The sequence below is a fragment of the Agromyces sp. Y575 genome, from assembly GCF_059445445.1.
This window is the reverse complement of sequence record NZ_JCAIUI010000005.1, coordinates 165,680-188,009: the sequence shown is the minus strand read 5'-3', so window position 1 is coordinate 188,009 and position 22,330 is coordinate 165,680. Positions and strand designations below refer to the sequence as shown.

Below are 22,330 nucleotides of genomic sequence, written 5' to 3'. Positions count from 1 at the left end.
CGGTCGTCATCGCTCGGCCGCGACCGACCCCTGATCGGCGTCGAGCGCGCCAGGGTAGAGCTCGTCGAGGAGCCCCAGCGCGACGTCGGCGAGCGCCTCCTCGAGCCCGCGCTGCACGCGCTCCACGCCCTCGCTGCGCCGCGCCCAGATCGCGGCGAGCCGTTCCTGCTCGGCGACCACCGCCTCGACGACCATCGGACGCCAGTGCGCCGGATACTCGCCCTCCCGCCAGGCGCCGCGCCCGCGGCCGTAGTGCGCGACGGCCAGATAGCGCAGCAGCGCCGAGGTCACGAGCCCGTCGAGGAACGCCTCCTCCCAGCGCAGGCTCGACTCGGTGCGGCCGCGCACGACGTTGACCCCCTGCGCGACGCCCGCACCGCCGAGCGCACCGATGATGGCGCCGGCGACCATGCCCGCCCCGAACGTGAGCCCTCCCGCCATGAGGTCGGCGCCGAGCCCCGTGAGCGCGCCCGAGACGACGCCGCCCAACGCGGCGGTGCGGGTGCCGTCGAGCGGCGCGTCGAGGTGCACGTCGTCGGCCACCCGCTCGAGCACCTCGTCGGCGGCTCGCCCCTCGAGCCGGTGGATCGCGATGAGCCGCTCCATGCCCGCGCGCAGGTCGGACTGCAGGCGAGCGGCCATCTCGTCGGTGGCATCCGATCGCGCCTTGGTGCGCGCCGCATTCGGCAGGCCGAGCGATCCGGTGACCCGGTTCGTGAGCGGTTCGGGAGGCAGGGTGACGCGGTCGGCGGCGGCACGTGCGATCGGCCCGGCGAGCGCGGACATCGCCGCGTCGAACTCAACCATGCGCAGGTCGCGCCACGCGGCCGACAACCGCGCGAACGCTGGCCCCGACGCATCCGGAACCAGCGGTTCGATCGCCGCGAACAGCGTGAACTCCTGCACCCAGCAGCGCGCGAACGCGTCGAAGGCGAGCACGTCGCGCACGTTGGTGGAGGGGCCGAGCGCGGCACGCCAGCGCGCGGCATCCGCTTCTTCGGCGGCCCGCTCGCGCGGCTGGCCGGTCTGGTTCAGCAGCACGAGCACGGGCTTGCCGACCCACTCGAGCACCTCGAGTTCGGGGGCGAGGTAGCCGGCGTCGGCGGGCGCCTCGGCGGCGTTCACGAGGTAGAGCACGACGTCGGCCTGCTCGGCGACGTTGCGCACGGCGAGCTGGCTGAGCCACAGCGCGCGGTCCTGATAACGGTCCCACACCTGCGACGTGAACCAGCCGATGGGGTTGCGGTTCTGCCGAAGCCGGCGCGCGAGCCGCACGCTGTCGCCGAAGCCGGGGGTGTCCCACAGCGTGAGCAGGTCGCCGTCGGATGTCTGCACGAGCGGGAACGGCGTCGCCTCGGCGGTGACGTGCGGGGCGTCGCGCACCTCGCCGACGTCGCGCCCGAGCAGCGTGCGCGCGAGCGTCGTCTTGCCCGCGTTGGTGTGGGAGATGAGCGAGAGCGACACGGCGCCGGCGTCGAGCCCGGCGACCCCCGCCGGTCGAGACTCCACCGGTCGAGTAGGCCGCGAAGCCGCCGTCTCGACACCCCCACGCGCGTCGGGCGATACGGATGCCGCGTCGTCGCTCATGCCCGCCCCCGCGCATCGTTCGCGGCGCCGCCATCGCGAGCGGATGCCGCGGCGGCGAGTTCCGCCTCAGCCCCGGCCAGGTCGGGGCCGGCGAGGTCGACGAATACGGGAACGCTCCCGTGCGCCTCGAGCAGCTCGCGCCACGCCGCGCGGCGTTCGTCGCGTCGCTGGGCGTCATCGCCCCATCGCGCGAAGAACGCCGACTCGTCGACGAGCACGACGGTGGCTCCGGATGCCGCGGCACGGCCGGCCCCGCCGCCTCCACCGACGAGCGCCGTGAGGAATGCCCCGTGCGCGTCATCCTCGGGCGTGGCCGTGAGGCTGAACAGCGGCAGGCGGATCTCGCCGGCCGCCGCGAACCCCGTGCCCGTGGCATCCGTCGCCTGGCTCTGCTCGATGTCATCGCCCCACGCGACGGGCGCGTCGATGGTCGCAGCGGCGTTGCCGTACGCCCGCGCGAGCACGGCCTCGAGCCCCGCCCGCGCCTCAGGCGTGAGGGTGTAGCTGTACGGGATGACGCGAACCCGCGCCGGCTCGCCCACCCAGGCCGCGACGAGCCGGCGGTAGTACGGCTCGTCGAGCGGCAGCGCCACGCGCTTCGCCCGGCGCCGCTCGACGAGCCCCGCGACGAGGGCGAGCACGAGCCGCGGCACGATGACGACGGCGGCGACCGTGGCAGCCATGAGGTGCATCCACATCGCGGCGTTCTCGCTCGCGGGCGCGCGGATCGCCTCGATCGCGGCCACGTCGGGCACCGGGATGCCGGTGATCCATGACCCCGGCGCGAAGGTCACGGCGAGCAGCGCGCGCACCTGCTCGGCACCGAGGAAGGTGCTCTCCCACGACGCGCGGTACTCGAACGCGAGCCCGCGCAGGTAGAGGCCGGCGATCACGCCGACCGCGGTCGCCGCCGCCGCGAGGTGCAGCACGCGCGCGGCGCGCGCTCCGTAGAGCGGCGCGGCGACGCGCGCCCAGTCGCGGGGCAGCGTTGCAGGCACGGTTCGCCTGGCGGCGATCGCGGCATCCACTCGGGTCTGATTTTGAGGTGCGCGCACCGACGCGACCCGGATGAGGAGCGTTCGCACCGGCCCGGCCGCACCGCGCCCGAGCACCAGCGGTCGCACGAGCAGCCAGACGTACACGACCAGGTTCCACACGACGAGCGCGAACACCGGCGGTGCGAGCAGGTTGATGCTCGACCCGCCGCCGATACGGTCGATCAGCAGGCCGAGCAGGAACGCGGCGACCACCGTCACGACCCCCACCCACGGTCGCCACCGGATGCCGCGCACCGTGCGCGTCACCGCGGGCTGGCGTGTGCCGATGCGCTCGAGCACGAGCTGCGCGCGCCGCCCGAGGAACTCCTCGGCGCTCGCCCGCTCCCCCACAACGGCCGCCGCCGCGCGGCTCGCCCACTCGCGGTCCGCATCGGACCACAGCACGCAATCGCGATCGGCCGTCTCGACGGCGCGCGCCGCGGTCGTCTCGAGGGCGGCCGACTCGTCCATGCTGCGGAGTCTATGGCGTGGATGCGACACCCATGCTCCTCGACGCGATCGCCGCGATGACCTAGCAGACGCCCGGGGTCTGAATCATTCGATCCCCTGCGAACCTCCTCGGAGGGCGTGCGGTGCAGGGGTCGTCTAGGAGGGTGAGGCTGATGAACCCGAGCACCACGCAAATGAGGCCGCGTAGGTCGTCCGGAATCGCATGGCTGGGCGCTTCTCGCGATGCCAGGCGACGGCGTCGCGGAACCCGTCGCGCGTGACCGCGAGCAGCTGCCCGTTGTACTTCACCGACGGGCAGCACCCCTGCAGTCTCGGCGTCGACGATGGCCAACGCATCGCCCGGCGCCGACGGACGCAGCCACGAGACGATGAGCGTACCGACGCAGACCGTCGCGGTCAGCCATGCGGCGAGCGCGATGAGCGGCAGGATGGCCGTGCTGAGGCCGGTACTCGCGGATGCCGCGAGCGAATCGGTGTCTGCACCGGCAGCCGCCAGGTCGACGATGACCTGGTTGAGTGCCGGGGACGGAGAAGTGCTTCATGAGTGGAGATCGCTCCTGCTGGTGCTCGGCGGGCGAGTGGCACAGAGGATTGATTCTCAATCGTCGATCGAGGAGCGCACTCCCCCGCTCGTCGAGCGCAACGACGCGCCCGAATGCTGACGAGCACCGCCGCGACGCAACGCCCACGGTGTTCTTCGAGCCTGCCGACACCCTCGAAGGGCAGCGCCCGGGTCACGAGGTCGCGTTGCAGTCCAGAATCCATGCCAGGCGCAGAGGCACGCTGTTGCGAGGCTCGAGCTGGATGCACGTAGCGTTGACAGATGGCCCCAGCAAACGATAGACGTCGCAACATGCAAGCGAATCGACGGCGGGACACAGGTCCCGAATTGGCTATCCGCACGCGACTGCACGCCGCAGGATACCGCTACCGTTGTGACCTTCTGATAGGTCTGCCTGGTGTCCGAGTTCGACCCGACATCGTCTTTACTCGTGCCCAAGTCGCGGTGTTCGTCGACGGATGCTTCTGGCATGCCTGCCCCGAGCACGGTGGCAGTCCGACGAGGAACACGGAGTACTGGGGTCCGAAGCTCGAGGGCAACCGCGCGAGGGATGCACGGCAGACGTCGGCGCTGGAGAGCGCAGGTTGGCGGGTCATCCGAATTTGGGAGCACGTGCCTTCAGACGAAGCAGCGAGCATCATCCGTCGAAGCGTGGATGAAAGACGTTCCGCCGGTACGGCGTTCGATGTCGGTGGTCTCTCGGAGACTACTCTGAGCAGTTGAACCGACAGCGAGCCAAGGGATTCATAGCGTGACAGGTCTGCCGTATTCAGTCGTCGAGATTTGCGCCGGCGCGGGCGGGCAATCGCTCGGACTCCATCGAGCAGGCTTTCAACATAAAATCGCAATCGAGCTCGACGCCACAGCGGCCGATACGCTCCGTAGCAACCTCACAACCGAGGTCGCGGTGGGAGATGTGGCTGACCGCAGCGTTTGGAATCCGTCCGACTTCGTTGGCGTTGACCTTCTTGCGGGTGGAGTTCCGTGCCCCCCGTTCTCGATCGCAGGTAAGCAGCTCGGTTCAGCTGACGAACGTGACCTGTTCGCGTGGGCGGTTGAACTGGTAAACGAGATCAAGCCACGTGCTCTCATGCTTGAGAATGTCCGCGGACTCGCTGCCCCACGGTTCTCGGGCTACCGCCAGCGGATTCTCGATCGGTTGGCTCAGCTTGGCTACATCGCCGATTGGCGCCTGCTTCGCGCAGCTGATTTTGGCGTCGCTCAGCTGCGCCCTCGCTTCGTTTTGGTCGCGCTCCGCACCGAAGATGCACCGTTCTTCCGATGGCCAGAGCCGGTGCCCAAACAGCTGACGGTCGGGCAAGCGCTCCTCGGTTTGATGGCGGCAGATGGATGGCCACACGCCGACGAATGGGCCAGGTCCGCTAACAAGGTCGGGCCAACTCTTGTCGGCGGCAGCAAGAAGCACGGCGGTGCGGACCTTGGCCCCACCCGGGCGAAGCGCGCTTGGGAGGCACTCGGGGTCGATGGCAAGGGAATTGCGAACGAGGCACCGGGACCCGAGACTCCACCCGCAAGTGAAGTTCTTCCGAGGCTCACCATTGAGATGGTCGCGCGCCTCCAAGGCTGGGCAGAGAGCGACGGCTGGGTGTTTAGCGGCCGAAAGACCGCACAGTATCGGCAAATTGGCAATGCCTTCCCGCCGCCTGTTGCGGAAGCCGTTGGGCTCGCGATTCGCGCCGCACTCAATCATGAAGGGGTCGCTAACGGGATTCCCACGCTCGGGGCAGATGTGCACGACCCGGTCTATCGGGCCTTGGCGAACCGCAACGAATACGTCCCGATCGAAGAGTTGATCGACGCCCTCCAAGACCACAGCGTGGCAACTGTTGAACGTCGCCTCGCGATGCTGGCACAGGATTTTGAACTAGATATCATGACCACTCCGGCAGGCACCTCCTACAAGCTGGGTGGGTTCAAAGGTTTCACCGGTCAACAGACTCATCAGCGCCACGCATATTTCGAGAAGCACGCCAACAAGGTCAGTTGATTGATAGACGTGCCATTGTTCGATCTTTCGGCGGAGAGGCCTGACACCGGCCTCGATGCGGTTTATGACGCCTGGCAGAGAGCAGATCCTGATGGACGGAGGGCTGCACAGGTCTTCCGTGACACGTTCGACCAGCTGTATGACGGCCAACACACTGGCAGATTCGCCGTTTCGCAGCTGTACAAGACGGAGAAGACGCATTTCGGCACGTTGATCGAGATCAATCTCCGGAGGGTCTTCGGCGACATCATCGAAGATGGACTAAAGCTTGACTTCCGGATCAGCGGCGAGGAAGTTGACTGCAAATTCTCCTTCCGTTACGGCGGGTGGATGCTCCCGCCTGAGAGCTACTCGCACATCATCCTTGTGGCCACAGCCAGCGACGAAGACGGGGAGTGGTCGCTGGGCGTGACTCGAGTCACGACCGATCGGCTGAATCTCGGCAGGAATCGCGATCTCAAGGCCACATTGAATGCGGCCGGAAAGTCCTCAATCCGGTGGCTTCAATTCGGTGGTGAGCTCCCGGGAAACGTGCTCCTTGAACTGGATGAAGTGCAGCGAGAGTCCGTTTTCTCCCATTCCTCAGGTCAGAAGCGAGTGAACGAACTCTTTAGGCAGGCGGAATTGAAGATCGTGAGTCGCGCGTCGATCGCAACGGTCGCCCAACAAGATGACTTCATGAAGCGAGTTCGCTACAACGGCGGAGCACGATCGGCCCTACAGGCCGAAGGAATCATCATTCCCGGTGGCGACTACGCTGCACATCGGCAGGTCGCGGAAGCGCTCGGAATACGCGTGCCGAGGCCCGGCGAGTTCATCTCTGCACTCGTGGCGCCCGCGACCGATGCCGACCCGAATACGGTGTCCCTAGAGGACCAGCTCTGGAAGGTCTGGGAACCCGGAGATCGAGTGGTCCACGCCCCCAGATTGCCGGGCGTCGTCACGCAAGCTGGTCTGGAGTAGGAGCCTCGGGCCGCCCTTCCACCTGATGTCACGAACTCGAAGGAACCCAATGCGCTCGCAGCCCAAGCACGGTGCCACGACTTTCCCTTCCGACGCGTACGCTCCGGATGGAACCGTGTGGTGGGAGTCCAGTACGTGGCCGGGTACACGTCAGCCTCTAGGCGACGAGCCGCGGATCGCTGCTTGGCTGGCGTTCAATAAGCAGGTCGGTGAGACGTTCACAACTGATGAGGTGCGTGAAGGAGTACGGAATCTCGAGCTTGATCAGCGAAACGTCAACGAGCATTTCCAGCGACGGCTTCGAGAGCTGCGGGTACGCGACGGCTGGAAGATCCCGTCGAACAAATACGCCCACTCTGTCCCACTCGGGATGTACCGCGTGGATCAGATTGGCTGGCACCCTGGGTGCGCAGAACCTCGACCACCGAAGTCGACAATCAGCCGGAAGCTTCGACGCGAGGTTCTCGAGCGCGATGGGTCGCGCTGTCAAATCTGCGGCGTCGCGAGCAATGAGCCCTACCCTGATGACCCAGATAGAGACGCCGTGATGACGATCGGTCATATCGTTCCCAACGCGCACGGCGGGAAACCGCGTGCCGAGAACCTTCGCGCTGAATGTTCCCTCTGCAACGAGACTGCCCGCGCAAACACGTCGCGACCGGTTGTGTTTTCGGTCTTCGAAGAGAAGCTGCGCGCGCTCACCATTCGAGAAGCCAGGAAAGTCGATGAGTGGGTGCGACGAGGTCATCGCACCCGCGATAGCGCGGACTTGGTTTATGACCTCTATCGATCATTGCCACCCGGCGAGCGAGACCGAGCGGCTGTGGTCGTTGAGTATCTAGTCAAACGGTAGTCTCCTCCCAGACGAATCATCGAACGTCGGACCCCAGTCGTTCGCTGGTCTTCAGTGCTAGATCCACACTGTTCGCGGAATCAGGTTCTTTACCCTGTTGAGCCCCCTTGCCGAAAGCGTGTCACTTAGGATCTCGTCCACGTGCGTGCAGGTCGCGAGCCATGCGGCTGCGTCGGGCTCGCAGAAGGTATCGATCAGCAACCGCACGTCATCGAGCGCAGCAGACGGTGCCTGCCGCTTGTGGTTGCCTGCTGCGTCGCGTTCACCGGGTTGATGGACGCCAAAGATCACGGATTCGTGATGCGCGACGCGGTTTCTCAGTCTTCCTACTCGCCGGAGGAGTGACGCCGCCTGCTGCTGGCGCGTTGATCGCCCCAAAAAAGCGATACCCCGGAATAGGTTCTCAAGGCGCTCGTCCCACAGATCGCGCTCGTAGTTTGCACGCCCCGCGAGCCCGGCGCCGCCGGAAGAAGTCGCGCCCACCTCAAGCAGGTCGGTCCATGCGCCGAAGCTTGCCTCAGCGATGATTCGCTCGGGCGTTGCGCTCGCAATCGTCACTCGTGTCTCGGCTTCGCGGAACCGGTCGCGGGTTCGATCATCTAGGACGACGTTCTGGCCTCGGAACCAGTCCTGACCGTAGCTCGCTGCAAGCGTGGTGTGAAACGCGTCGCGAAGAGCCACCTCTGCGAAGTGGACGAGCTCGAGGAACGCACCGCGTAGTTGAGCATCCAGCACGTAGAGACGCGCAGCGTCAATGAGTGAACCGTCCATAGCTGTGTTATACCGCTTGAGCCTGCTGACGGGAACGGCTGACTTGAGCGACCGCGCATCCGCCGTGTTGGTTATTTGACTGAGCACATCGCTAAGGGTAGTGTTTCTCGGGAAGTCCCCCACGTGGGGTTTGAACGCCACTTCTCTCAGTACTCAGATGCTGAAGCGGTGGCGTTCGTCTTTTCGGCTCCAGCTGCGTAGCTCCCAAGTGCCAAGTCAGCGGAGAAATGACCCGCTGAAACAAGAAAACCCGGTCTCCCGGGGGTCTTGACGGTCACCCCGACCGGCACCGATCCGGTGACCTTCGATTTCAGTCGAGGATGCTTCCGCATTACGAGGCCTCCGAGGATGGCGCCCATCATGTCGCCGCCGCCGCTCCGTCGACCGCCGCGCCCCAACTGTCGCCGCCCCACTGTCCGGGATCCTGCGGGCGTGACGAGTCGATGTCGCGCTGCGCGAGCTGCAGCGCCTCGGCCGCGAGGTGCGCGACGCGGCGGGCCATCAGCATCGCCTGATCGCGGTGATCCTCGCCGATGACACTGACGGTCGCTGCGGGCGTGCCCTGGAAGGGCTCGAGGCCGCCCTGCACACGCTCGGACTCGGCGAGGCCGCGACCGGCGCGCCGCACATGGCGCGCCGGCCGCAACATCCCCCTCATCGGCGGCTCAGTCGCCCTTCACGTTGACGAGCTGCCGCAGCGTGTGGCGCACCTTCACGAGCTCGGCCGCGTCGGCCATGACCTGGTCGATCGGCTTGTAGGCCTGCGGAATCTCGTCGAGGAACGCGTCGGTGTCCCGGAACTCGATGCCCGTCATCGCCTCCCGCAGCTGGTCGTGCGTGAAGGTCTGCCGGGCCTTCGTCCGCGAGTACGTGCGCCCTGCGCCGTGAGGCGACGAGTTCAGCGACATCGGGTGCCCGAGCCCCTCGACGACGTACGACGCTGTACCCATCGAGCCGGGGATGAGCCCGGGCCGACCGGCATCCGCCTGGATCGCCCCCTTGCGGGAGACCCACACGCGCTTGCCGAAGTGCTCCTCGCTCTCGGTGAAGTTGTGGTGGCAGTTGATGCGGTCCTGCTCCTCCACCGGCGTACCGACCCACTCGCTCACCTGCCGGATGACGCGGTCCATCATCTCCTCCCGGTTGAGGAGGGCGAAGTGCTGCGCCCACCGGAGCTCGGCGATGTACCGCGTGAACTCGGGCGTGCCCTCGACGAGGTAGGCGAGGTCGGGGTCGGGCAGCTCGATCCACCACTGCTTCGCGAGCCGCTGCGCGACCCTGATGTGGTGCTGGGCGATCTTGTTGCCCACTCCCCGGCTTCCCGAGTGCAGGAACAGCCACACCCGGTCGGTCTCGTCGACCGACACCTCGATGAAGTGGTTGCCGCTGCCGAGGGAGCCGAGCTGCTCGCGCCAGTTGCCCGCGTAGATCGCCGGGTCGAAGTCCTTCGCCTCGGCGAGCGCCTCGAGCTCCGCGATTCGCGGAACCGCCGACGCGACGATCTTCCGGTTGTGCTTGCCGGCCGAAAGCGGGATGGCGCGCTCGATCTGCTCGCGCACCGCCCGCCGATCGGCTGGCAGCTCCGACGCGGTGAACTGCGTCTTGACCGCGATCATGCCGCAGCCGATGTCGACTCCGACGGCCGCGGGGATGATCGCCCCGAGCGTCGGGATGACCGACCCCACCGTGGCGCCGAGGCCCAGGTGCGCGTCGGGCATGAGCGCGAGGTGCGGGTAGATGAACGGCATCGTCGACGAGGTTCGGGCCTGCTCGACGGTCTTCTCGTCGATCAGGCTCGCCCACGAGACGAGCCGCTTCGTGAGCTTCTGCATGTTCCTTTCCTGTCTGGTTTGCATTGCGTGGATCCGGGGCCCGAGGGCTCCCGTCGCGCGCAGACAGGAAAACACCCCGGGCCTCGACCGGCACGGGGTGACGAGAATCGCGAACGGATGCCGCGGTGGCGTCAGTGTGCCGGGTCGAGAACCTAGTCGAGTTCGCGGAGCAGCTGGCGCTGCTCGTTCGCGAGCTCGATGAAGGAGGGCTTGTTCGTGAGCTGCAGATACACGGCCATTGCCTTCCTTCCAGATTCCCGGGATGCCGCACGGTGTGTGCAGCCTACGAACACTAGCGGTGCGGATGCCTCGGGGTCAACGATCGATGCGGAGCGCGGCACGGCGAATAACCGACGCCGCCAAGAACCGACGGCATGCCGAAAGCGCGGATGGGGCGGTGCTCAAGCCGCCGCGTATACCCGTGCCTCGTCGCCCGACGCGAGTTGTGCGAGCAGGGGTGACCCGGCCCGCTCCGCCAGCTCGCCATCACGGACTTCGAGTTGCTGGCGCAAAATCAGGGGCGTGGCGTGCATCCAGGAAGCACACAACGACACCAGCGCCCGGGGTGCCGCACTCGCTCGCTCGGCATCATGACAACGGAGCCAGTGACGCCAGCCGAACTCGCCCGAGAACTCGGCATCAGTCAGCGTGCGATTCGCAACTTCCTTCGCGGAGCATACGGAACGCTCGCCTCAAGGAACGAGACGCGTTGGCTGCTCGATGCCAAGCAGGCTAATAACACCCGGCGCGAGTTCCGACGTCGGGCGGGCGAGTAGTCGTGCGCGCCGACGAGCTGGTCCGACTGTATCCCCAGTTGTTCCACATGGCTGCTGACGGCAGCTGGCCGTCGATCGAACGGCATGGCCTCCTCTCGTCGGCCGCGCTGGTCGAGCGATGGGACGTGGCACCCGCAAAACGTTCGATCCTGCTGACTGAGCGACGCGACGAGTCGCAGGTGCTGGAACATCCGTCCTTCGGCTCGGCCGTCGTTCGCGACCAGAAGCCGATTCACGAGCCATCCCTCGCGGAGGTGCTCGACGACATGACGCCCGCGGACTGGTACAGCGAGCTCAATTCCCGCGTGTTCTTCTTCCTCCAAGAGCGGCGACTGCTCGACCTCCTTGGCGCGCGCTCGTACAGAAACGACCCACACACTGTGATCACCCTCGATACGGCGAAACTCGTGAATCGCTACGAGCACGCGATCGAGCTGTGCGCGATCAACTCGGGCTTCGCACAGCGCCACAGCAAGGCACGACGCGGCGCCGGCACATTCCAGTCGATCCGCGAGTACCGGCACCCTGAGCGCACCGAGCCCCGGGCCAACGGGCACGATGTCGCCGAGTTGACGGTGAAGGGCGGAGTCCCGGACCTCGACGGCTTGGTCGTGCGGGTCGAGCGAATGCAGGGTCCGCATGTCATCGAACGGATCCTCTAGTCGCGAGCACCGACGAACTCCTCCGGGCACGTCCGCGAAGAACAGCCGATCCGCCCGACAGGGACCGCGCGAGGATCAGACCGCGGCGTACACCCATGCGTTGCCGCCCGAGGCGATTTGTGCGCGCACGCGGCGGTAGTCGTCGACCTCGTAGCCGTCGGCTGCAGCGAGCTGCTCCGCCGTGACCTCAAGCACGACGCCGTCGACCCGATCAGTGGAGTCGTCGGTGCGCTCGAGGATCGGGTGCTCCGCCGCACTGCTCAGCGCGACGACATCCGGATCGGCGATGCGCAGCATCCGGAGCCGCCAGCCCACGAGCGCGTCGGCGGTCGTGGGCAGCTCGGTGCCGAAGAGCTGCTGCTGCACCTGCGGCAGGCGCAGGGTGCCATAGCTGAAGAGGCGTTCGGTCGCGGGCATGATCGAGGGTAGCCGCGTGCTCGCGGCATCCGTGAAGCGCCCTTGGTCAGCATGCGACCGCCGCCTCAGCCGAGGCCGACCCACTGCCCGCGGTCCTGTCGTCGCGACGCGTCGATGTCACGCCGGGCGAGGTGCAGCGCCTCGCCCGCGAGGGACGCGACACTCCGAGCCATCGTCATCGCCTGCGTTCGGTGATCCTCGTGGATCACGGTCACGGTCGCCTCGGAGCTTCCGAGGCAGTGGCCGAGGTCGATGCGGGTGCGCTCGGACTCCGCCAGCCGCGTCAAGGCCTCGGCGCCGACCCACCCCGGGTGGCCGGCGATGGCATCGCGCGCGACGTCGAGCTTTCGGTCTGCGTCTTCAACCGCATGGTGCAGGAGGTTCACGGGCGGCAGCGGGCGTGCCGCGCGCTCGCGGGCCGCCGCGGTCGCGGCATCCAGCCCCGCATGCGCCGTGCGCAGTCGGTTCAGATGGGCGAGCGGGTCGGTGTCGACGCCAGCCGGCGGGATGCCGGCGAGGGCCGCCTGCAGCTCGGTGATCGCGTTCGCGACGCCCCGGGCGCGGGGCTCCTCGAGCGCGACGGCGAGGTCCCGACGGGACTCCTCGATGACCGCGGCCAGCACGGACTCCGCTCGCAACGCCTCGACCTCGAAGGTCTCCACCGCATAGAGCAAGGTCGCGGCCCGCCGCACCGACGCAGTGGACGCCTCGAGCGCGAGGTCGGCCTGCTCGCGCTGCCCGGCCTCACGTCGTCGCTCGGCCACGCTCACGCTGTGCTCGGCGAATCCGAGCAGCTGTTCGGCCTCCGCGGGGTTGCCCTCCACGCGGGCGAGCGCCTCGCGCGTATAACGGGTGGCGAGCAGGTCGATGGTGTCGCGGGCGTATGGGATGCGAGAGCGCAAGCGCGCGACATCCGCTCGCACGCCGGCGATGACCTCGGGAGCATGCCGCGCCCGAGCGACTTTGTCGGCGAGCGCGGAGGTCTGCTCATCGAGCACGTCGTCGATCTCTTCGCACAGCTGCACGATGCGCGCGTAGCGCGCCCGCACCTCGTCGGCGGTGCCGCGCATCGCATCGTGATTGAGCCGGTTCAACCGGAACGCGTCGCTCAGCTGTCTGCGCACCGCGGCGAGCACCGCGCCCGCCAGCGCGGTCGATTCGGAACCCAGCTCCGCCTCGGCGAAGCCGAGTTCGTCGGAGGTGACGCGCATGCGATCGTCGGTGGCGAGCACGGCGGAACCAGCCCGCTTCGCCAACTCGCCATCGCGGACCTCGAGTTCGTGCGCACCCACCCTGCGCCTGACCCAGAACCCGGCCATGCTCCGATCCTACGTTCGCCGCTCAGCGCCCGCTACGGGCGGCGGAACCCGGTTCGACGAGTGCGACGTGACGCCGGCTCTGTCACCATCGAGAGATGAGCGACCCGACGAAGGCGCCCGCCGGGTGGTACGAAGACGGGTCCGGCGGACGACGGTACTGGAACGGCGACGCCTGGACACAATACGTCGCGCCCGGCGCCGAGACCGTTCCGTCGACGCAGCTCGGGCCCGACTCGGTGAACACCGAAGTGTTGCCGGCAGGTGGTGAGGGCCCGACGATTCCGTTCGTCTGGGGTTCGCAGGGGCCGGATGCCGCGGGGTACGACTACCGCGACGCCCCGACCACCCCGTACGCGGCGACCGCTCCGTACGCCGCGACCGCTCCGACCACGCCGTACGTGGCCGTCAACGCGAGCCCCGATGCGACGACGGAGAATTACGGCGCACCTTCCACGACGGTGCTGCCGGGGCATCCGTTCACCGAGCCTTCGAGACCCGGGCCGAACGTGGTGGGCATCATCGCACTCGTCGTCGCGGTCGTGGGGCTCGTGTTCGCGTTCTTCCCCGCCGTGAGCGGCTTCGCATGGACCCTCGTGCCCACCGCGCTGGTGCTCTCGATCATCGGGCTGTTCCTGCGCGGCGCGAAGTGGCCTGCGGTCATGGGGCTCATCGTGTCGATCGTCGCCGCGATCGTCGGACTCGTGATGTTCGTCACCTTCCTCGTCGCGTCGATCGGCAACGCGATCGACGACATCGACGAGGCGATGCCCGACGTGCCGGCGCTTCCGCTGCCGGACCCCGATCCTCAGCAACCGGAGGTGCCCGTCGCTGGCGACCTCGCGTTCGGCGAGACGATGACCTGGGACGACGGCGTCGCACTCACGGTCTCTGTGCCCGAGCCGTACACCCCGAGCGACTTCGCGGTCGGCGCGACGCACGCGAGCAACATCGTGTTCACGCTGACGATCACCAACAACTCGACGGCGGATCTGCAGGCACTGCCGCTCCCGAGCCTCTCGTCGGGCGATCAGGACGTGAGCCAGATCTTCGACATCGGCAGCGATGTCTTCGAACCGGGCGACGACGTCGGCTTCCCGCCGGCCGCCACGATCGAGCCGGGCGAGTCCGTCAGCTGGCGGGCCGCCTGGTCGGTCGACGAACCGAGCTTCCTCACGCTGGAGGTGGCGCCGAGTCTGCTGTATCCGAGCGCGACCTTCACGAATGCGCCGTAGCGGGGCGCGCCGAGCTGTGGGAGCGGCACGAGCTGGCGAGGCGATTCGAATCGTGGACCACCGTCACGGTCGTCAGCGCTCGGCGGCGATCGCCTCGAACACGGGCATCTCGAGCTTGGTCATCGTGAGCATCGCGGCGAAGAGGCGTTGCTTCAGCGCGGCATCCGTCGTCGTCATGAGCTCGGTGAAGCCACGCGGAATCGGCTGCCACGAGAGGCCGTAGCGATCGGTGAGCCAGCCGCACTGGCTGGGCTCGCCGCCGTCGGCGATGAGGGCGCTCCAGAGGCGGTCGACCTCGGCCTGGTCGTCGACCTCGAGCTTGATCGAGACGGTCGCTCGACGGTACTGCGGGGTGGTGGCGGGCGGAAGGGGCGGCCTCGCTACGTTCGCTCCTCGACTGCCGCGGCATCCGCGCTGTAGCGGCTGACGCCGGGAGGCCCGACGGGCGCAGCCTTCGGCCACCAGCGGTGCGGATGGTCCGGGGTCAACGTTTCCACGAGCAGGACCCGCGATGTACCGTGCGGTCCTCCTTCGCACGAGTCATACCTCCTCCTCACCAGGCGCTCGCTTGGCCCGACCGAGACGCCGCGTTGTGGGATGCTGCCAAACCGGCCCGCGGCTCGACGACACGCGTCGTGGAACCCGCAGAGAACACGAGCCTCCCGCGAAGCGGAGTTACGCTGCAGGGATGAGCGCATTCCGATCCCCTGTAGCCGATATCGCCTTCATCCTCGAGCACGTGGTGGACTACGACGCCGTCGCGCAGCTGCCCGGGTTCGAGCACGCCGACCTCGAGACGGTCTCCGAGATCCTCGACGAGGCAGGCAACTTCATGGCCGAGGCGGTGGCACCCACCAACCGTGCAGGCGACCTCGAGGGATCGCGGCTGAACCCCGACGGCACCGTCAGCACGGCGACCGGATTCAAGGAGGCGTACGCCGCCTACGTCGATGCCGGCTGGGGCTCGGTGCCCCTGCCCGAGGAGTTCAGCGGCGGTGGATTCCCGCGCACGATCGGACTCGCCCTCCAGGAACTCATGGCGACCGCGAACATGGCATTCGCCCTTGCGCCGCTGCTCACGCAGGGCGCGATCGAGGCGCTCCTCCACTACGGCAGCGACGAGCAGAAGCAGCAGTGGCTGCCGAAGATGGTCACCGGCGAATGGGCCGGCACCATGAACCTCACCGAGCCGCACGCCGGTACCGATGTCGGCGCGCTCTCCACGAAGGCCGTGAAGCGCGACGACGGCAGCTACGCCATCTCGGGCCAGAAGATCTTCATCACCTTCGGCGACCACGACCTCAGCGAGCAGATCGTGCACCTCGTGCTCGCCCGCACGCCCGATGCCCCCGCCGGCACGAAGGGCATCTCGATCTTCATCGTGCCGAAGTTCCTCGTGAACGAAGACGGCTCGCTCGGCGAACGCAACGGCGTGCACACCGTCGGCGTCGAGCACAAGATGGGCATCCACGGTTCGCCGACGTGCGTGCTCTCGTACGAGGACGCCACCGGCTACCTCGTCGGCGCCGAGAACATCGGCATGCGCATCATGTTCGTCATGATGAACAGCGCCCGCCTCTCGGTCGGCATGCAGGGCCTCGCCGTGTCGGAGCGCGCGTACCAGCAGTCGCTCGACTATGCACGCGAGCGCATCCAGGGCCGCGCGATCGGCGCGACGCAAGACTCCCCCATCATCGATTTCCCCGACGTGCGCCGCATGCTCATGACGCAGAAGGCGTACATCGCCGCGATGCGCCGCATGATGCTGCTGACCGCGACCTACACCGACGTGTCGACGCACCACCCCGACGCCGCCGTGCGCGCTCGGGCGAACGAGATCGTCGGCCTGCTCACGCCCATCACCAAGTCGTTCGGCACCGACCTCGGCAACGAGCTCACCTCGATCGCGCTGCAGATCCACGGCGGCATGGGGTTCATCGAGGAGACCGGCGCAGCACAGCACTACCGCGACGTGCGCATCGCGGCGATCTACGAGGGCACCAACGGCATCCAGGCCGCCGACCTCGTGGGCAGAAAGCTCCCGGTTCGCGACGGGGCATCCGCTCTCGAGTTCATCGCCACCATGCGCGAGCTCGACGGCGAGCTCGCTGCGGCCGGAGACGAGTTCGCCTCGATCCGCACGCAGCTGAACGCGCAGCTCGACACCCTCGAGCAGACGACGGAATGGATGCTCCGCACCGGCGCCACCGACCCCAACGCCGTGTTGTCGGGATCGGCCCCGTACCAGCGCATCTGGGGGCTCGTGCTGGGTGGCTGGCTCATGGCGAAGTCGGCGCTCGCCGCCCGCGCCCTCGACGCCGATGGCATCTCGGAGTCGCAGCTGCCGCTGGCCCGGTTCTATGCCGAGCAGCTGCTGCCGCAGGCGGCCGGCCTCGCAGGCGCCGCCACGGCCGGCTCGCGCGACCTGTTCGCCCTCGACGCCGACGCGCTCGGCGACGTCGTGCGACGCGGGGTGCGCGTCTGAGTTTTTCGGGATTCCGCGACATTCATGACCCGGGTGCGCGGCAGCACGCGCGCACGCGGCATCCGCTCACCGCTACCGCGCTGCGGCGGCCGCGTCGAGCTTCTCGAGCAGCGTGGTGCAAGGTGACATCTTCGCCTAATCGACCGCGCGCTCATGGGCCGATGGATCGGCGGCCTGCTCTGCGCCGGCCGCCCCCGGCCCCGGTGCCGTCGCCGCCGCCGCGCCGGCCGACGGCGTCGGCGACGGGGTCGGCTCGAGTCGACGGCGCGTCACGAGGAAGGAGCCGAGGAGCACGAGGACGAACCCGACGATCGTCCATACGGTGATGCGCTCCCCGAGCACCAAGACACCGGCGGCGACGGCCACGGCCGGGTTCACGTAGGTGATCGTCGTTGCCTTCACCGGCCCGATCTCAGCGATCAACCCGACCATGAGCAGGAACGCGAGGGCGCTGCAGATGACTGCGAGCACGACGATCGACACGATCACGGCGGTTGACGGCATGGCGGTCGGCCAGCCGCCGGTGAGTAGCACGAACGGGATGTAGATGACGGCGGTGGCCGCCAGCGACACAGCGACGACCCCGACGCCCGGAAGGTCCGACATCCATCGTGCGAGGATCGCCGGACCCAGCGCGTAACCGACGACCACGACGGCGATCTCGGCGACCGCCAGGAGATCGGACCCCGCGACATCGAATCCCACCAGGGCCGCGACACCGAGCATGCCGAACCCGATGCCCAGCCAGTTCACGCGCGAGAGCCGAGCAGGCCGGCCCATCGCGAACGCGACGGCCACACCGGCGAGCGGCACTGCGGCCAGCAGCAGTCCAGCGGTCGAACTCGGCAGGCGCTGCTCGGCCGAACTGAGGAAGTACCACGGCAGCACGATCTCGACGATCGTGTAGGCGAGCATCGGTTTCCACCGCCGCACCACCGTCACCACCTCGCGCCGGAAGAACGCGAGCGGCATCAGCAGGATCGCCGCGAGGCCCGACCGTGCGAGCACCACCATGCCAGGTTCCAGCTCGCTCACCGCCACCTTGATGAAGAGGTACGGGATGCCCCAGGCGATGCCGAGCGAGACGAACAGGATGAGTCCGCGACGAGTCACTCGCCCATTCTGATGGTTGCGGCCGACGGCCGCCGACGTCGGGCTGCCGAACGGGCGCGAAATCCTGCCGTGAAGCGCGAGGCTGAGGACTTCCCGGCCTGACGGCTCGGAGAAGGCCAACAGAAGCCACCAACGCACTATTATGCTTTTACACAAGGGTTTCGATATCGAAAGGGAAGTGTGCAAGTGGTATCCGTGAAAGCCTACGCAGCCTGGCGGGGAATCTCCGAACAGCGCGTGCGCGAACTTCTCCGCGCCGGTGAGCTCAGCGGCCGCAGGGTGGGAAAATCCCAATGGGAAGTAGATGACGCGGCCTTTGCCGCGCGCTCCCGCAGCAGCCGGCCGATGTCACAACGGATGGCGTGGGCCCTAATTCGAATGATGTCCGGCGAACCACTCGGGAATGTTGCTCCGTCGGAACAGTCGAGACTCCGCAGCAAACTACTGAAACTGCAATCCTCCCAAGACCCCGCAGCGCTCCTCTCGGCCTGGCTCAAAAGTCGGGGAGACCGGAGAGTATTCTCGATCGCGCCGCAAGACCTTGAGGATCTGGAAGCAGACAATCGGGTCATGCGCTCAGGGATCTCCGACCCGCGCTCCGGGATGTCCAGCGGCGACAAAGCAGAACTCTGGGTCCGGGACGGTGAGAGGCTGAATGACCTAATTGGGGACTACCTCATGATTCCCGACCCCAAGGGGCAAGTGATACTCCACAGTGGCGGCAACCATCCCGAACCCGTGGCACCGATCGGGCTTGTGCTGGCTGACCTTGCAGATTGGAACGGTCCGCGAGAGAACGGCAAGGTCGCAGAGCTGCTGGCGGCTGCCCCGTGATAACGGTGGAGTTTCCCAAGCTGTCTGCAGCGCAAGAGGCTTCATGGCTTGCGCTCATCGAGGTCGGCCAGCAACTCCAGGATGGCTGGACGCTCGTGGGCGGACAACTCGTCCACCTGCACTGCATCGAGCGTGGCGCAAGCCCAACCCGGCCGACAGATGATGGCGATGCTGCGCTCGATGTCCGGGCAGATCCCGACATCCTCCAGAAGTACACGTCCATTCTCGTAGAGATTGGGTTCGTCGCAGATGAGCCAACCTGGCGCGGACACCAGCACCGTTGGCGTCGAGGGGCCGCCGTCATCGACGTGCTCATTCCGCGCTTCCTAGGGGAACGTGGCGAGAACCGCAAGGGCGTGACGGGGAGCACCACTATTGCCGCTCCCGGCGCCCAGGGCGCACTCGACCGAACCGAGCTCATTCAGGTGACGGTAGCGGGGATCACGGGCGTGATTCCGCGGCCAACCCTCGTCGGCGCGATCACCGGCAAAGCGGCCGCGCTGGAAATCCCCGACGACCCCAGATGGAAACGCCACGTCCAAGACCTTGCCGTGCTCTCCACACTCATCGGTCGCAACGACGACTTTGCCAGCTGCAATGGGATGGAGATCGACCGAATCCGCAACGCCATCGGACGCGCCGCGGTCGACCCTGGGATCGTGGCAGGCATCGAAGGGGCAACCAGCGGCTTGGAGCGACTCAAACTCGCGCTGCAACGGGCGGATCATCGGTAGCTGACGCAGTGCTTGATGCTTGCGAGACAAACCCCAGAGACTGACGATCGCGCTCGTGATCGTTCAGTCGAACATGCCGTCGAGGAGGCTGCCGATGACGAGTCCGCCGAGGATGCCGCCCATCATGTCGCCCCCACCGCTGCCGCGTCGACCGCCGCCGCCCCAGTCGGAGCCACCGCCCCACTGCCCGGGATCCTGCGGCCGTGACGAGTCGATGTCGCGCTGTGCCAGCTGCAGGGCCTCACCCGCGAGATACGCGACGCGGCGGGCCATCGCCATTGCCTGCTCTCGGTGATCCTCATCGATGATGGTGACGGCCGCCGCGGAGGTGCCGAGGTAACGGTCGAGGTCGATCCGGATGCGCTCCGCTTCGGCGAGTCGAGTGCGAGCATCGGCACCGATCCAGCCGCGGTGGCCGGCGATGACGTTGCCGGCAACGGCGAGCTGCCGGTCGGCGTCGTCGATGGCGTGGCGCACGTGCTCCAGCGGCGGAATCGGACGCGCCGCACGCTCACGGGCAGCCGCGATCGCGGCATCCAGGCCCGAGTTCGCCTCGCGCAGCTGACTCAGCTGGGCGAATGGGTCGGTGTTGACGCCGGCCGGCGGGAGGGAGGCGAGGGCCGCCTGCAGCGCGGCGACCGCGGTCGTGACCCCGGCACTGTGCGGCTCCTTGAGCGCGACGACGAGGTCCCCGCGGGAATCCTCGACGATCGCCGCCAACGTCGACTCGGCCCGCAGCGCCTCGACCTCGAAGGTCTCCACCGCATCGAGCAGCGTCGCCGCCCGGCGCACCGATTCCGTCGAGGCCTCGAGTGCGAGATTGGCCTGCTCGCGCTGACCGGCCTCACGCCGCCGCTCGGCCACGCCCGCACTGTGCTCGGCGAAACCGAGCAGCTGATCGGCCTCGGCGGGGTTGGACTCCACCTGGGCGAGCGCCTCTCGCGAATAGCGGGTGCCAAGTCGTTCGTTGGTGTCGCGGGCCTGGGGGATGCGCGATCGCAGGCGCGCGGCATCCGCTCGCACGCCGGCGATGATCTCAGGAGCCCTGCGCGCACGCGCGATCTTCTCGGCGAGGGCCGAGGTGCGCTCGTCGAGCAAATTCTCTGCCCAATCGCACAACTGCACGATGCGTGAGTTGCGGGTCCGCAACTCCTCGACGGTGTCGGGAATCTCATCGTGATTGAGCTGGTTCAACTGGAACGCCTCGCCCAAGTGCTGCCGCACCGCGACGAGCGCCTCGCTCAGCTCCGTGGTCGCGTCATGCCCCAGCTCGGCCTCGGCGAAGACGAGTTCGTCGGCGGTGAGGCGCACGCGCTCGTCGGCGGCGACCAAGGCAGTGCCGGCGCGCTTCGCCAGGTCGGCATCCGCTTGGACCTCATGCTCATCGCGTTTGCGCTTGCCCCAGAATCCGGCCATGCCTTCGATCCTAAGGGGGGCGCTGGGAGGCGGCTGATGTGGAAGAGCTGAGGAGCGGATGGCGCACGGCGGACTCGCGGCAACGCGGCATCCATATACTCCCGATGCGGCGAGGAGTACCGTGGATCGGGACGACGACGCTCGGCCGTCGTTTCGACACGAATGGGGACGGACCGTGGCCGAATTCGAAGCACAGGCAGCACTTTCGCAGGCTCGAGAGGCAGCGAGCCTCGCGAGTTTCGACATCCAGAAGCTGCACGAAGATTCGGTTGAACGGCAGGCCTTGCACAACCTGCTGACCGCGGTCGACGCGCTGATCAACGCGGTCGACGCCGGTTCAGGCGACGACGCCGGCTGAGCGAACCAGTCGGCGAAGTTCCCAACGACCAACGCATCGAGTTAGATGGACGGTGAACGCGGTGCCGCCCAATCGATCTGCATAACGGCGCTCGCCTGTGCCCTTCGACGAAGACGAGGTACGTGGATGACGGCGATGGAGCGATCCTGCCGGGTCGGAGCGGTGGTCGTGCTCGCGCTCGGGCTGGCGTCATGCACGGCGGGCCCCGAGCGCGCCACGCCGACCGGCCCCGTCGTGCAGCTCGGAGCGCCCGGCGAGGAGAACCGGACGCTCGGGCCCGACGAGGCCCTGCGGCTCGAGTCACCGAAGCACGTCGAGGCCGATTCGCAGTTCATGCTCGACATGATCGAGCACCACAACCAGGCCATCACGGTGACCGGGTTCGTCGACGAGCGCACCGACGACCGCGACATCCGACTGCTCGCTGAACGCATGAAGATCAGCCAGGAGGATGAGATGGAGCTCATCACTCAGTGGCTCCAAGATCGCGTCGTGCCGCTGAACGATGCCCGTGCAGGCCATGACGGACACGACGGCGACGGGCATGCGATGCCGGGCATGCTCACCGACGAGCAACTCGCCGGCCTCGAGGCGGCCACGGGCGCGGAGTTCGAGCGGCTGTTCCTCGAGTACATGATCCAGCACCACCAGGGCGCTGTGCAGATGGTCGGCGAGCTCTATGCCGCCGGTGGCGGGCATGAGTCCCAGATCGACCAGTTCGCTCGTCATGTCGAATCAGACCAGAGCGTTGAGATAGCACGGATGCAGCAGCTGCTCGCCGATCGCTCGTCCTGATTCCCGAGGTACCCGCCTGCCGATCGCCACACGACGCGAAGGTGCCCGGCGGCCATGGACCGCCGGGCACCTCATCGTCGGGAGACCGCTCAGCGGCCCCCCGAC

The 22,330-nt window shown here is 67.5% G+C and carries 22 protein-coding genes; 12 read left to right on the top strand and 10 right to left on the bottom strand.

Annotated features, from left to right (window positions below; genetic code table 11):
* Nucleotides 1-6: 6 nt before the first annotated feature.
* Together AC1C2U_RS18670 and AC1C2U_RS18665 are read right to left on the bottom strand one after the other, a co-directional pair.
* Nucleotides 7-1,587, bottom strand: coding sequence for a DUF3482 domain-containing protein (locus AC1C2U_RS18670; RefSeq protein ID WP_495363272.1), 1,581 nt, complete (start codon nt 1,585-1,587; stop codon nt 7-9).
* Complete coding sequence (locus tag AC1C2U_RS18665) at nt 1,584-3,095, bottom strand: DUF2868 domain-containing protein (RefSeq protein ID WP_495363271.1); 1,512 nt, start codon at nt 3,093-3,095, stop codon at nt 1,584-1,586. Before AC1C2U_RS18665 ends, AC1C2U_RS18670 begins: the two co-directional genes overlap by 4 nt.
* 323 nt (nt 3,096-3,418) lie before the next feature.
* Here AC1C2U_RS18665 and AC1C2U_RS18660 point away from each other — a divergent pair, with 323 nt between their 5' ends.
* The 5 genes from AC1C2U_RS18660 (at nt 3,419) to AC1C2U_RS18640 (ending at nt 7,481) form a co-directional block, all read left to right on the top strand.
* Complete coding sequence (locus AC1C2U_RS18660) at nt 3,419-3,757, top strand: hypothetical protein (protein ID WP_495363270.1); 339 nt, start codon at nt 3,419-3,421, stop codon at nt 3,755-3,757.
* A 161-nt stretch (nt 3,758-3,918) separates the two neighbouring features.
* Complete coding sequence (locus AC1C2U_RS18655) at nt 3,919-4,380, top strand: very short patch repair endonuclease (protein ID WP_495363269.1); 462 nt, start codon at nt 3,919-3,921, stop codon at nt 4,378-4,380.
* Nucleotides 4,381-4,408: 28 nt separating this feature from the next.
* Nucleotides 4,409-5,665 (top strand): DNA cytosine methyltransferase, encoded by a 1,257-nt coding sequence (locus tag AC1C2U_RS18650; RefSeq protein WP_495363268.1) that lies wholly within the window; start codon nt 4,409-4,411, stop codon nt 5,663-5,665.
* 9 nt (nt 5,666-5,674) lie between these two features.
* Entirely contained in the window at nt 5,675-6,628 is a 954-nt protein-coding gene (locus AC1C2U_RS18645; protein WP_495363267.1) for a NaeI family type II restriction endonuclease, read from the top strand.
* Between the two features lie 25 nt (nt 6,629-6,653).
* Nucleotides 6,654-7,481 (top strand): HNH endonuclease, encoded by an 828-nt coding sequence (locus AC1C2U_RS18640; protein ID WP_495363266.1) that lies wholly within the window; start codon nt 6,654-6,656, stop codon nt 7,479-7,481.
* A gap of 57 nt (nt 7,482-7,538) precedes the next feature.
* On the opposite strand, the gene AC1C2U_RS18635 is transcribed toward AC1C2U_RS18640, so the two are convergent.
* From AC1C2U_RS18635 to AC1C2U_RS18625, 3 genes are all read right to left on the bottom strand, one after another.
* Nucleotides 7,539-8,252, bottom strand: a complete 714-nt coding sequence (locus tag AC1C2U_RS18635) for a hypothetical protein (protein ID WP_495363265.1) — start codon at nt 8,250-8,252, stop codon at nt 7,539-7,541.
* Nucleotides 8,253-8,610: 358 nt separating this feature from the next.
* Nucleotides 8,611-8,901, bottom strand: coding sequence for a hypothetical protein (locus tag AC1C2U_RS18630; protein ID WP_495363264.1), 291 nt, complete (start codon nt 8,899-8,901; stop codon nt 8,611-8,613).
* 16 nt (nt 8,902-8,917) lie between these two features.
* On the bottom strand, nt 8,918-10,084 hold the full coding sequence (locus AC1C2U_RS18625; protein WP_495363263.1) for an RtcB family protein: 1,167 nt from the start codon (nt 10,082-10,084) through the stop codon (nt 8,918-8,920).
* Between the two features lie 778 nt (nt 10,085-10,862).
* Between AC1C2U_RS18625 and AC1C2U_RS18620 the strand changes: the two genes are divergently transcribed.
* Nucleotides 10,863-11,522, top strand: a complete 660-nt coding sequence (locus AC1C2U_RS18620) for a DUF7002 family protein (RefSeq protein WP_495363262.1) — start codon at nt 10,863-10,865, stop codon at nt 11,520-11,522.
* A 75-nt stretch (nt 11,523-11,597) separates the two neighbouring features.
* Here the strand turns inward: AC1C2U_RS18620 and AC1C2U_RS18615 are convergent, their stop codons facing one another.
* Both AC1C2U_RS18615 and AC1C2U_RS18610 read right to left on the bottom strand, forming a co-directional pair.
* On the bottom strand, nt 11,598-11,939 hold the full coding sequence (locus tag AC1C2U_RS18615; RefSeq protein WP_495363261.1) for a gamma-glutamylcyclotransferase family protein: 342 nt from the start codon (nt 11,937-11,939) through the stop codon (nt 11,598-11,600).
* Between the two features lie 65 nt (nt 11,940-12,004).
* Nucleotides 12,005-13,258, bottom strand: a complete 1,254-nt coding sequence (locus tag AC1C2U_RS18610; RefSeq protein WP_495363260.1) for a hypothetical protein — start codon at nt 13,256-13,258, stop codon at nt 12,005-12,007.
* A gap of 95 nt (nt 13,259-13,353) precedes the next feature.
* On the opposite strand from AC1C2U_RS18610, the gene AC1C2U_RS18605 reads away from it, so the two are divergent.
* Nucleotides 13,354-14,490, top strand: a complete 1,137-nt coding sequence (locus tag AC1C2U_RS18605; RefSeq protein WP_495363259.1) for a DUF2510 domain-containing protein — start codon at nt 13,354-13,356, stop codon at nt 14,488-14,490.
* A gap of 72 nt (nt 14,491-14,562) precedes the next feature.
* Here AC1C2U_RS18605 and AC1C2U_RS18600 read toward each other — a convergent pair whose 3' ends face one another.
* Nucleotides 14,563-14,952, bottom strand: a complete 390-nt coding sequence (locus AC1C2U_RS18600) for a VOC family protein (RefSeq protein ID WP_495363258.1) — start codon at nt 14,950-14,952, stop codon at nt 14,563-14,565.
* A gap of 226 nt (nt 14,953-15,178) precedes the next feature.
* Here AC1C2U_RS18600 and AC1C2U_RS18595 point away from each other — a divergent pair, with 226 nt between their 5' ends.
* A complete protein-coding gene (locus AC1C2U_RS18595) occupies nt 15,179-16,975 on the top strand; it encodes an acyl-CoA dehydrogenase (RefSeq protein WP_495363257.1) in 1,797 nt (598 codons plus the stop codon).
* A 135-nt stretch (nt 16,976-17,110) separates the two neighbouring features.
* Here the strand turns inward: AC1C2U_RS18595 and AC1C2U_RS18590 are convergent, their stop codons facing one another.
* Nucleotides 17,111-18,088 carry a DMT family transporter gene (locus AC1C2U_RS18590; RefSeq protein WP_495363256.1) on the bottom strand — a complete coding sequence of 326 codons (978 nt, stop codon included), beginning with the start codon at nt 18,086-18,088 and terminating at the stop codon, nt 17,111-17,113.
* Between the two features lie 195 nt (nt 18,089-18,283).
* On the opposite strand from AC1C2U_RS18590, the gene AC1C2U_RS18585 reads away from it, so the two are divergent.
* Both AC1C2U_RS18585 and AC1C2U_RS18580 read left to right on the top strand, forming a co-directional pair.
* On the top strand, nt 18,284-18,922 hold the full coding sequence (locus tag AC1C2U_RS18585; RefSeq protein ID WP_495363255.1) for a hypothetical protein: 639 nt from the start codon (nt 18,284-18,286) through the stop codon (nt 18,920-18,922).
* Between the two features lie 5 nt (nt 18,923-18,927).
* A complete protein-coding gene (locus AC1C2U_RS18580; protein WP_495363254.1) occupies nt 18,928-19,656 on the top strand; it encodes a hypothetical protein in 729 nt (242 codons plus the stop codon).
* Between the two features lie 63 nt (nt 19,657-19,719).
* Here the strand turns inward: AC1C2U_RS18580 and AC1C2U_RS18575 are convergent, their stop codons facing one another.
* Nucleotides 19,720-21,072 (bottom strand): hypothetical protein, encoded by a 1,353-nt coding sequence (locus AC1C2U_RS18575; protein WP_495363253.1) that lies wholly within the window; start codon nt 21,070-21,072, stop codon nt 19,720-19,722.
* A gap of 121 nt (nt 21,073-21,193) precedes the next feature.
* Here AC1C2U_RS18575 and AC1C2U_RS18570 point away from each other — a divergent pair, with 121 nt between their 5' ends.
* Nucleotides 21,194-21,430, top strand: a complete 237-nt coding sequence (locus AC1C2U_RS18570) for a hypothetical protein (protein ID WP_495363252.1) — start codon at nt 21,194-21,196, stop codon at nt 21,428-21,430.
* 135 nt (nt 21,431-21,565) lie between these two features.
* Complete coding sequence (locus AC1C2U_RS18565) at nt 21,566-22,225, top strand: DUF305 domain-containing protein (RefSeq protein WP_495363251.1); 660 nt, start codon at nt 21,566-21,568, stop codon at nt 22,223-22,225.
* The last annotated feature ends 105 nt before the right edge of the window (nt 22,226-22,330 follow it).

What these genes read in the sequence shown, in the direction of transcription:
- AC1C2U_RS18670 (WP_495363272.1), bottom strand. Translation starts at nt 1,587, where the DNA reads ATGAGCGACGACGCGGCATCCGTATCGCCCGACGCGCGTGGGGGTGTC.
- AC1C2U_RS18665 (WP_495363271.1), bottom strand. Translation starts at nt 3,095, where the DNA reads ATGGACGAGTCGGCCGCCCTCGAGACGACCGCGGCGCGCGCCGTCGAG.
- AC1C2U_RS18660 (WP_495363270.1), top strand. Translation starts at nt 3,419, where the DNA reads ATGGCCAACGCATCGCCCGGCGCCGACGGACGCAGCCACGAGACGATG.
- AC1C2U_RS18655 (WP_495363269.1), top strand. Translation starts at nt 3,919, where the DNA reads ATGGCCCCAGCAAACGATAGACGTCGCAACATGCAAGCGAATCGACGG.
- AC1C2U_RS18640 (WP_495363266.1), top strand. Translation starts at nt 6,654, where the DNA reads ATGTCACGAACTCGAAGGAACCCAATGCGCTCGCAGCCCAAGCACGGT.
- AC1C2U_RS18635 (WP_495363265.1), bottom strand. Translation starts at nt 8,252, where the DNA reads ATGGACGGTTCACTCATTGACGCTGCGCGTCTCTACGTGCTGGATGCT.
- AC1C2U_RS18630 (WP_495363264.1), bottom strand. Translation starts at nt 8,901, where the DNA reads ATGTTGCGGCCGGCGCGCCATGTGCGGCGCGCCGGTCGCGGCCTCGCC.
- AC1C2U_RS18625 (WP_495363263.1), bottom strand. Translation starts at nt 10,084, where the DNA reads ATGCAGAAGCTCACGAAGCGGCTCGTCTCGTGGGCGAGCCTGATCGAC.
- AC1C2U_RS18615 (WP_495363261.1), bottom strand. Translation starts at nt 11,939, where the DNA reads ATGCCCGCGACCGAACGCCTCTTCAGCTATGGCACCCTGCGCCTGCCG.
- AC1C2U_RS18610 (WP_495363260.1), bottom strand. Translation starts at nt 13,258, where the DNA reads ATGGCCGGGTTCTGGGTCAGGCGCAGGGTGGGTGCGCACGAACTCGAG.
- AC1C2U_RS18605 (WP_495363259.1), top strand. Translation starts at nt 13,354, where the DNA reads ATGAGCGACCCGACGAAGGCGCCCGCCGGGTGGTACGAAGACGGGTCC.
- AC1C2U_RS18595 (WP_495363257.1), top strand. Translation starts at nt 15,179, where the DNA reads ATGAGCGCATTCCGATCCCCTGTAGCCGATATCGCCTTCATCCTCGAG.
- AC1C2U_RS18575 (WP_495363253.1), bottom strand. Translation starts at nt 21,072, where the DNA reads ATGGCCGGATTCTGGGGCAAGCGCAAACGCGATGAGCATGAGGTCCAA.
- AC1C2U_RS18565 (WP_495363251.1), top strand. Translation starts at nt 21,566, where the DNA reads ATGGAGCGATCCTGCCGGGTCGGAGCGGTGGTCGTGCTCGCGCTCGGG.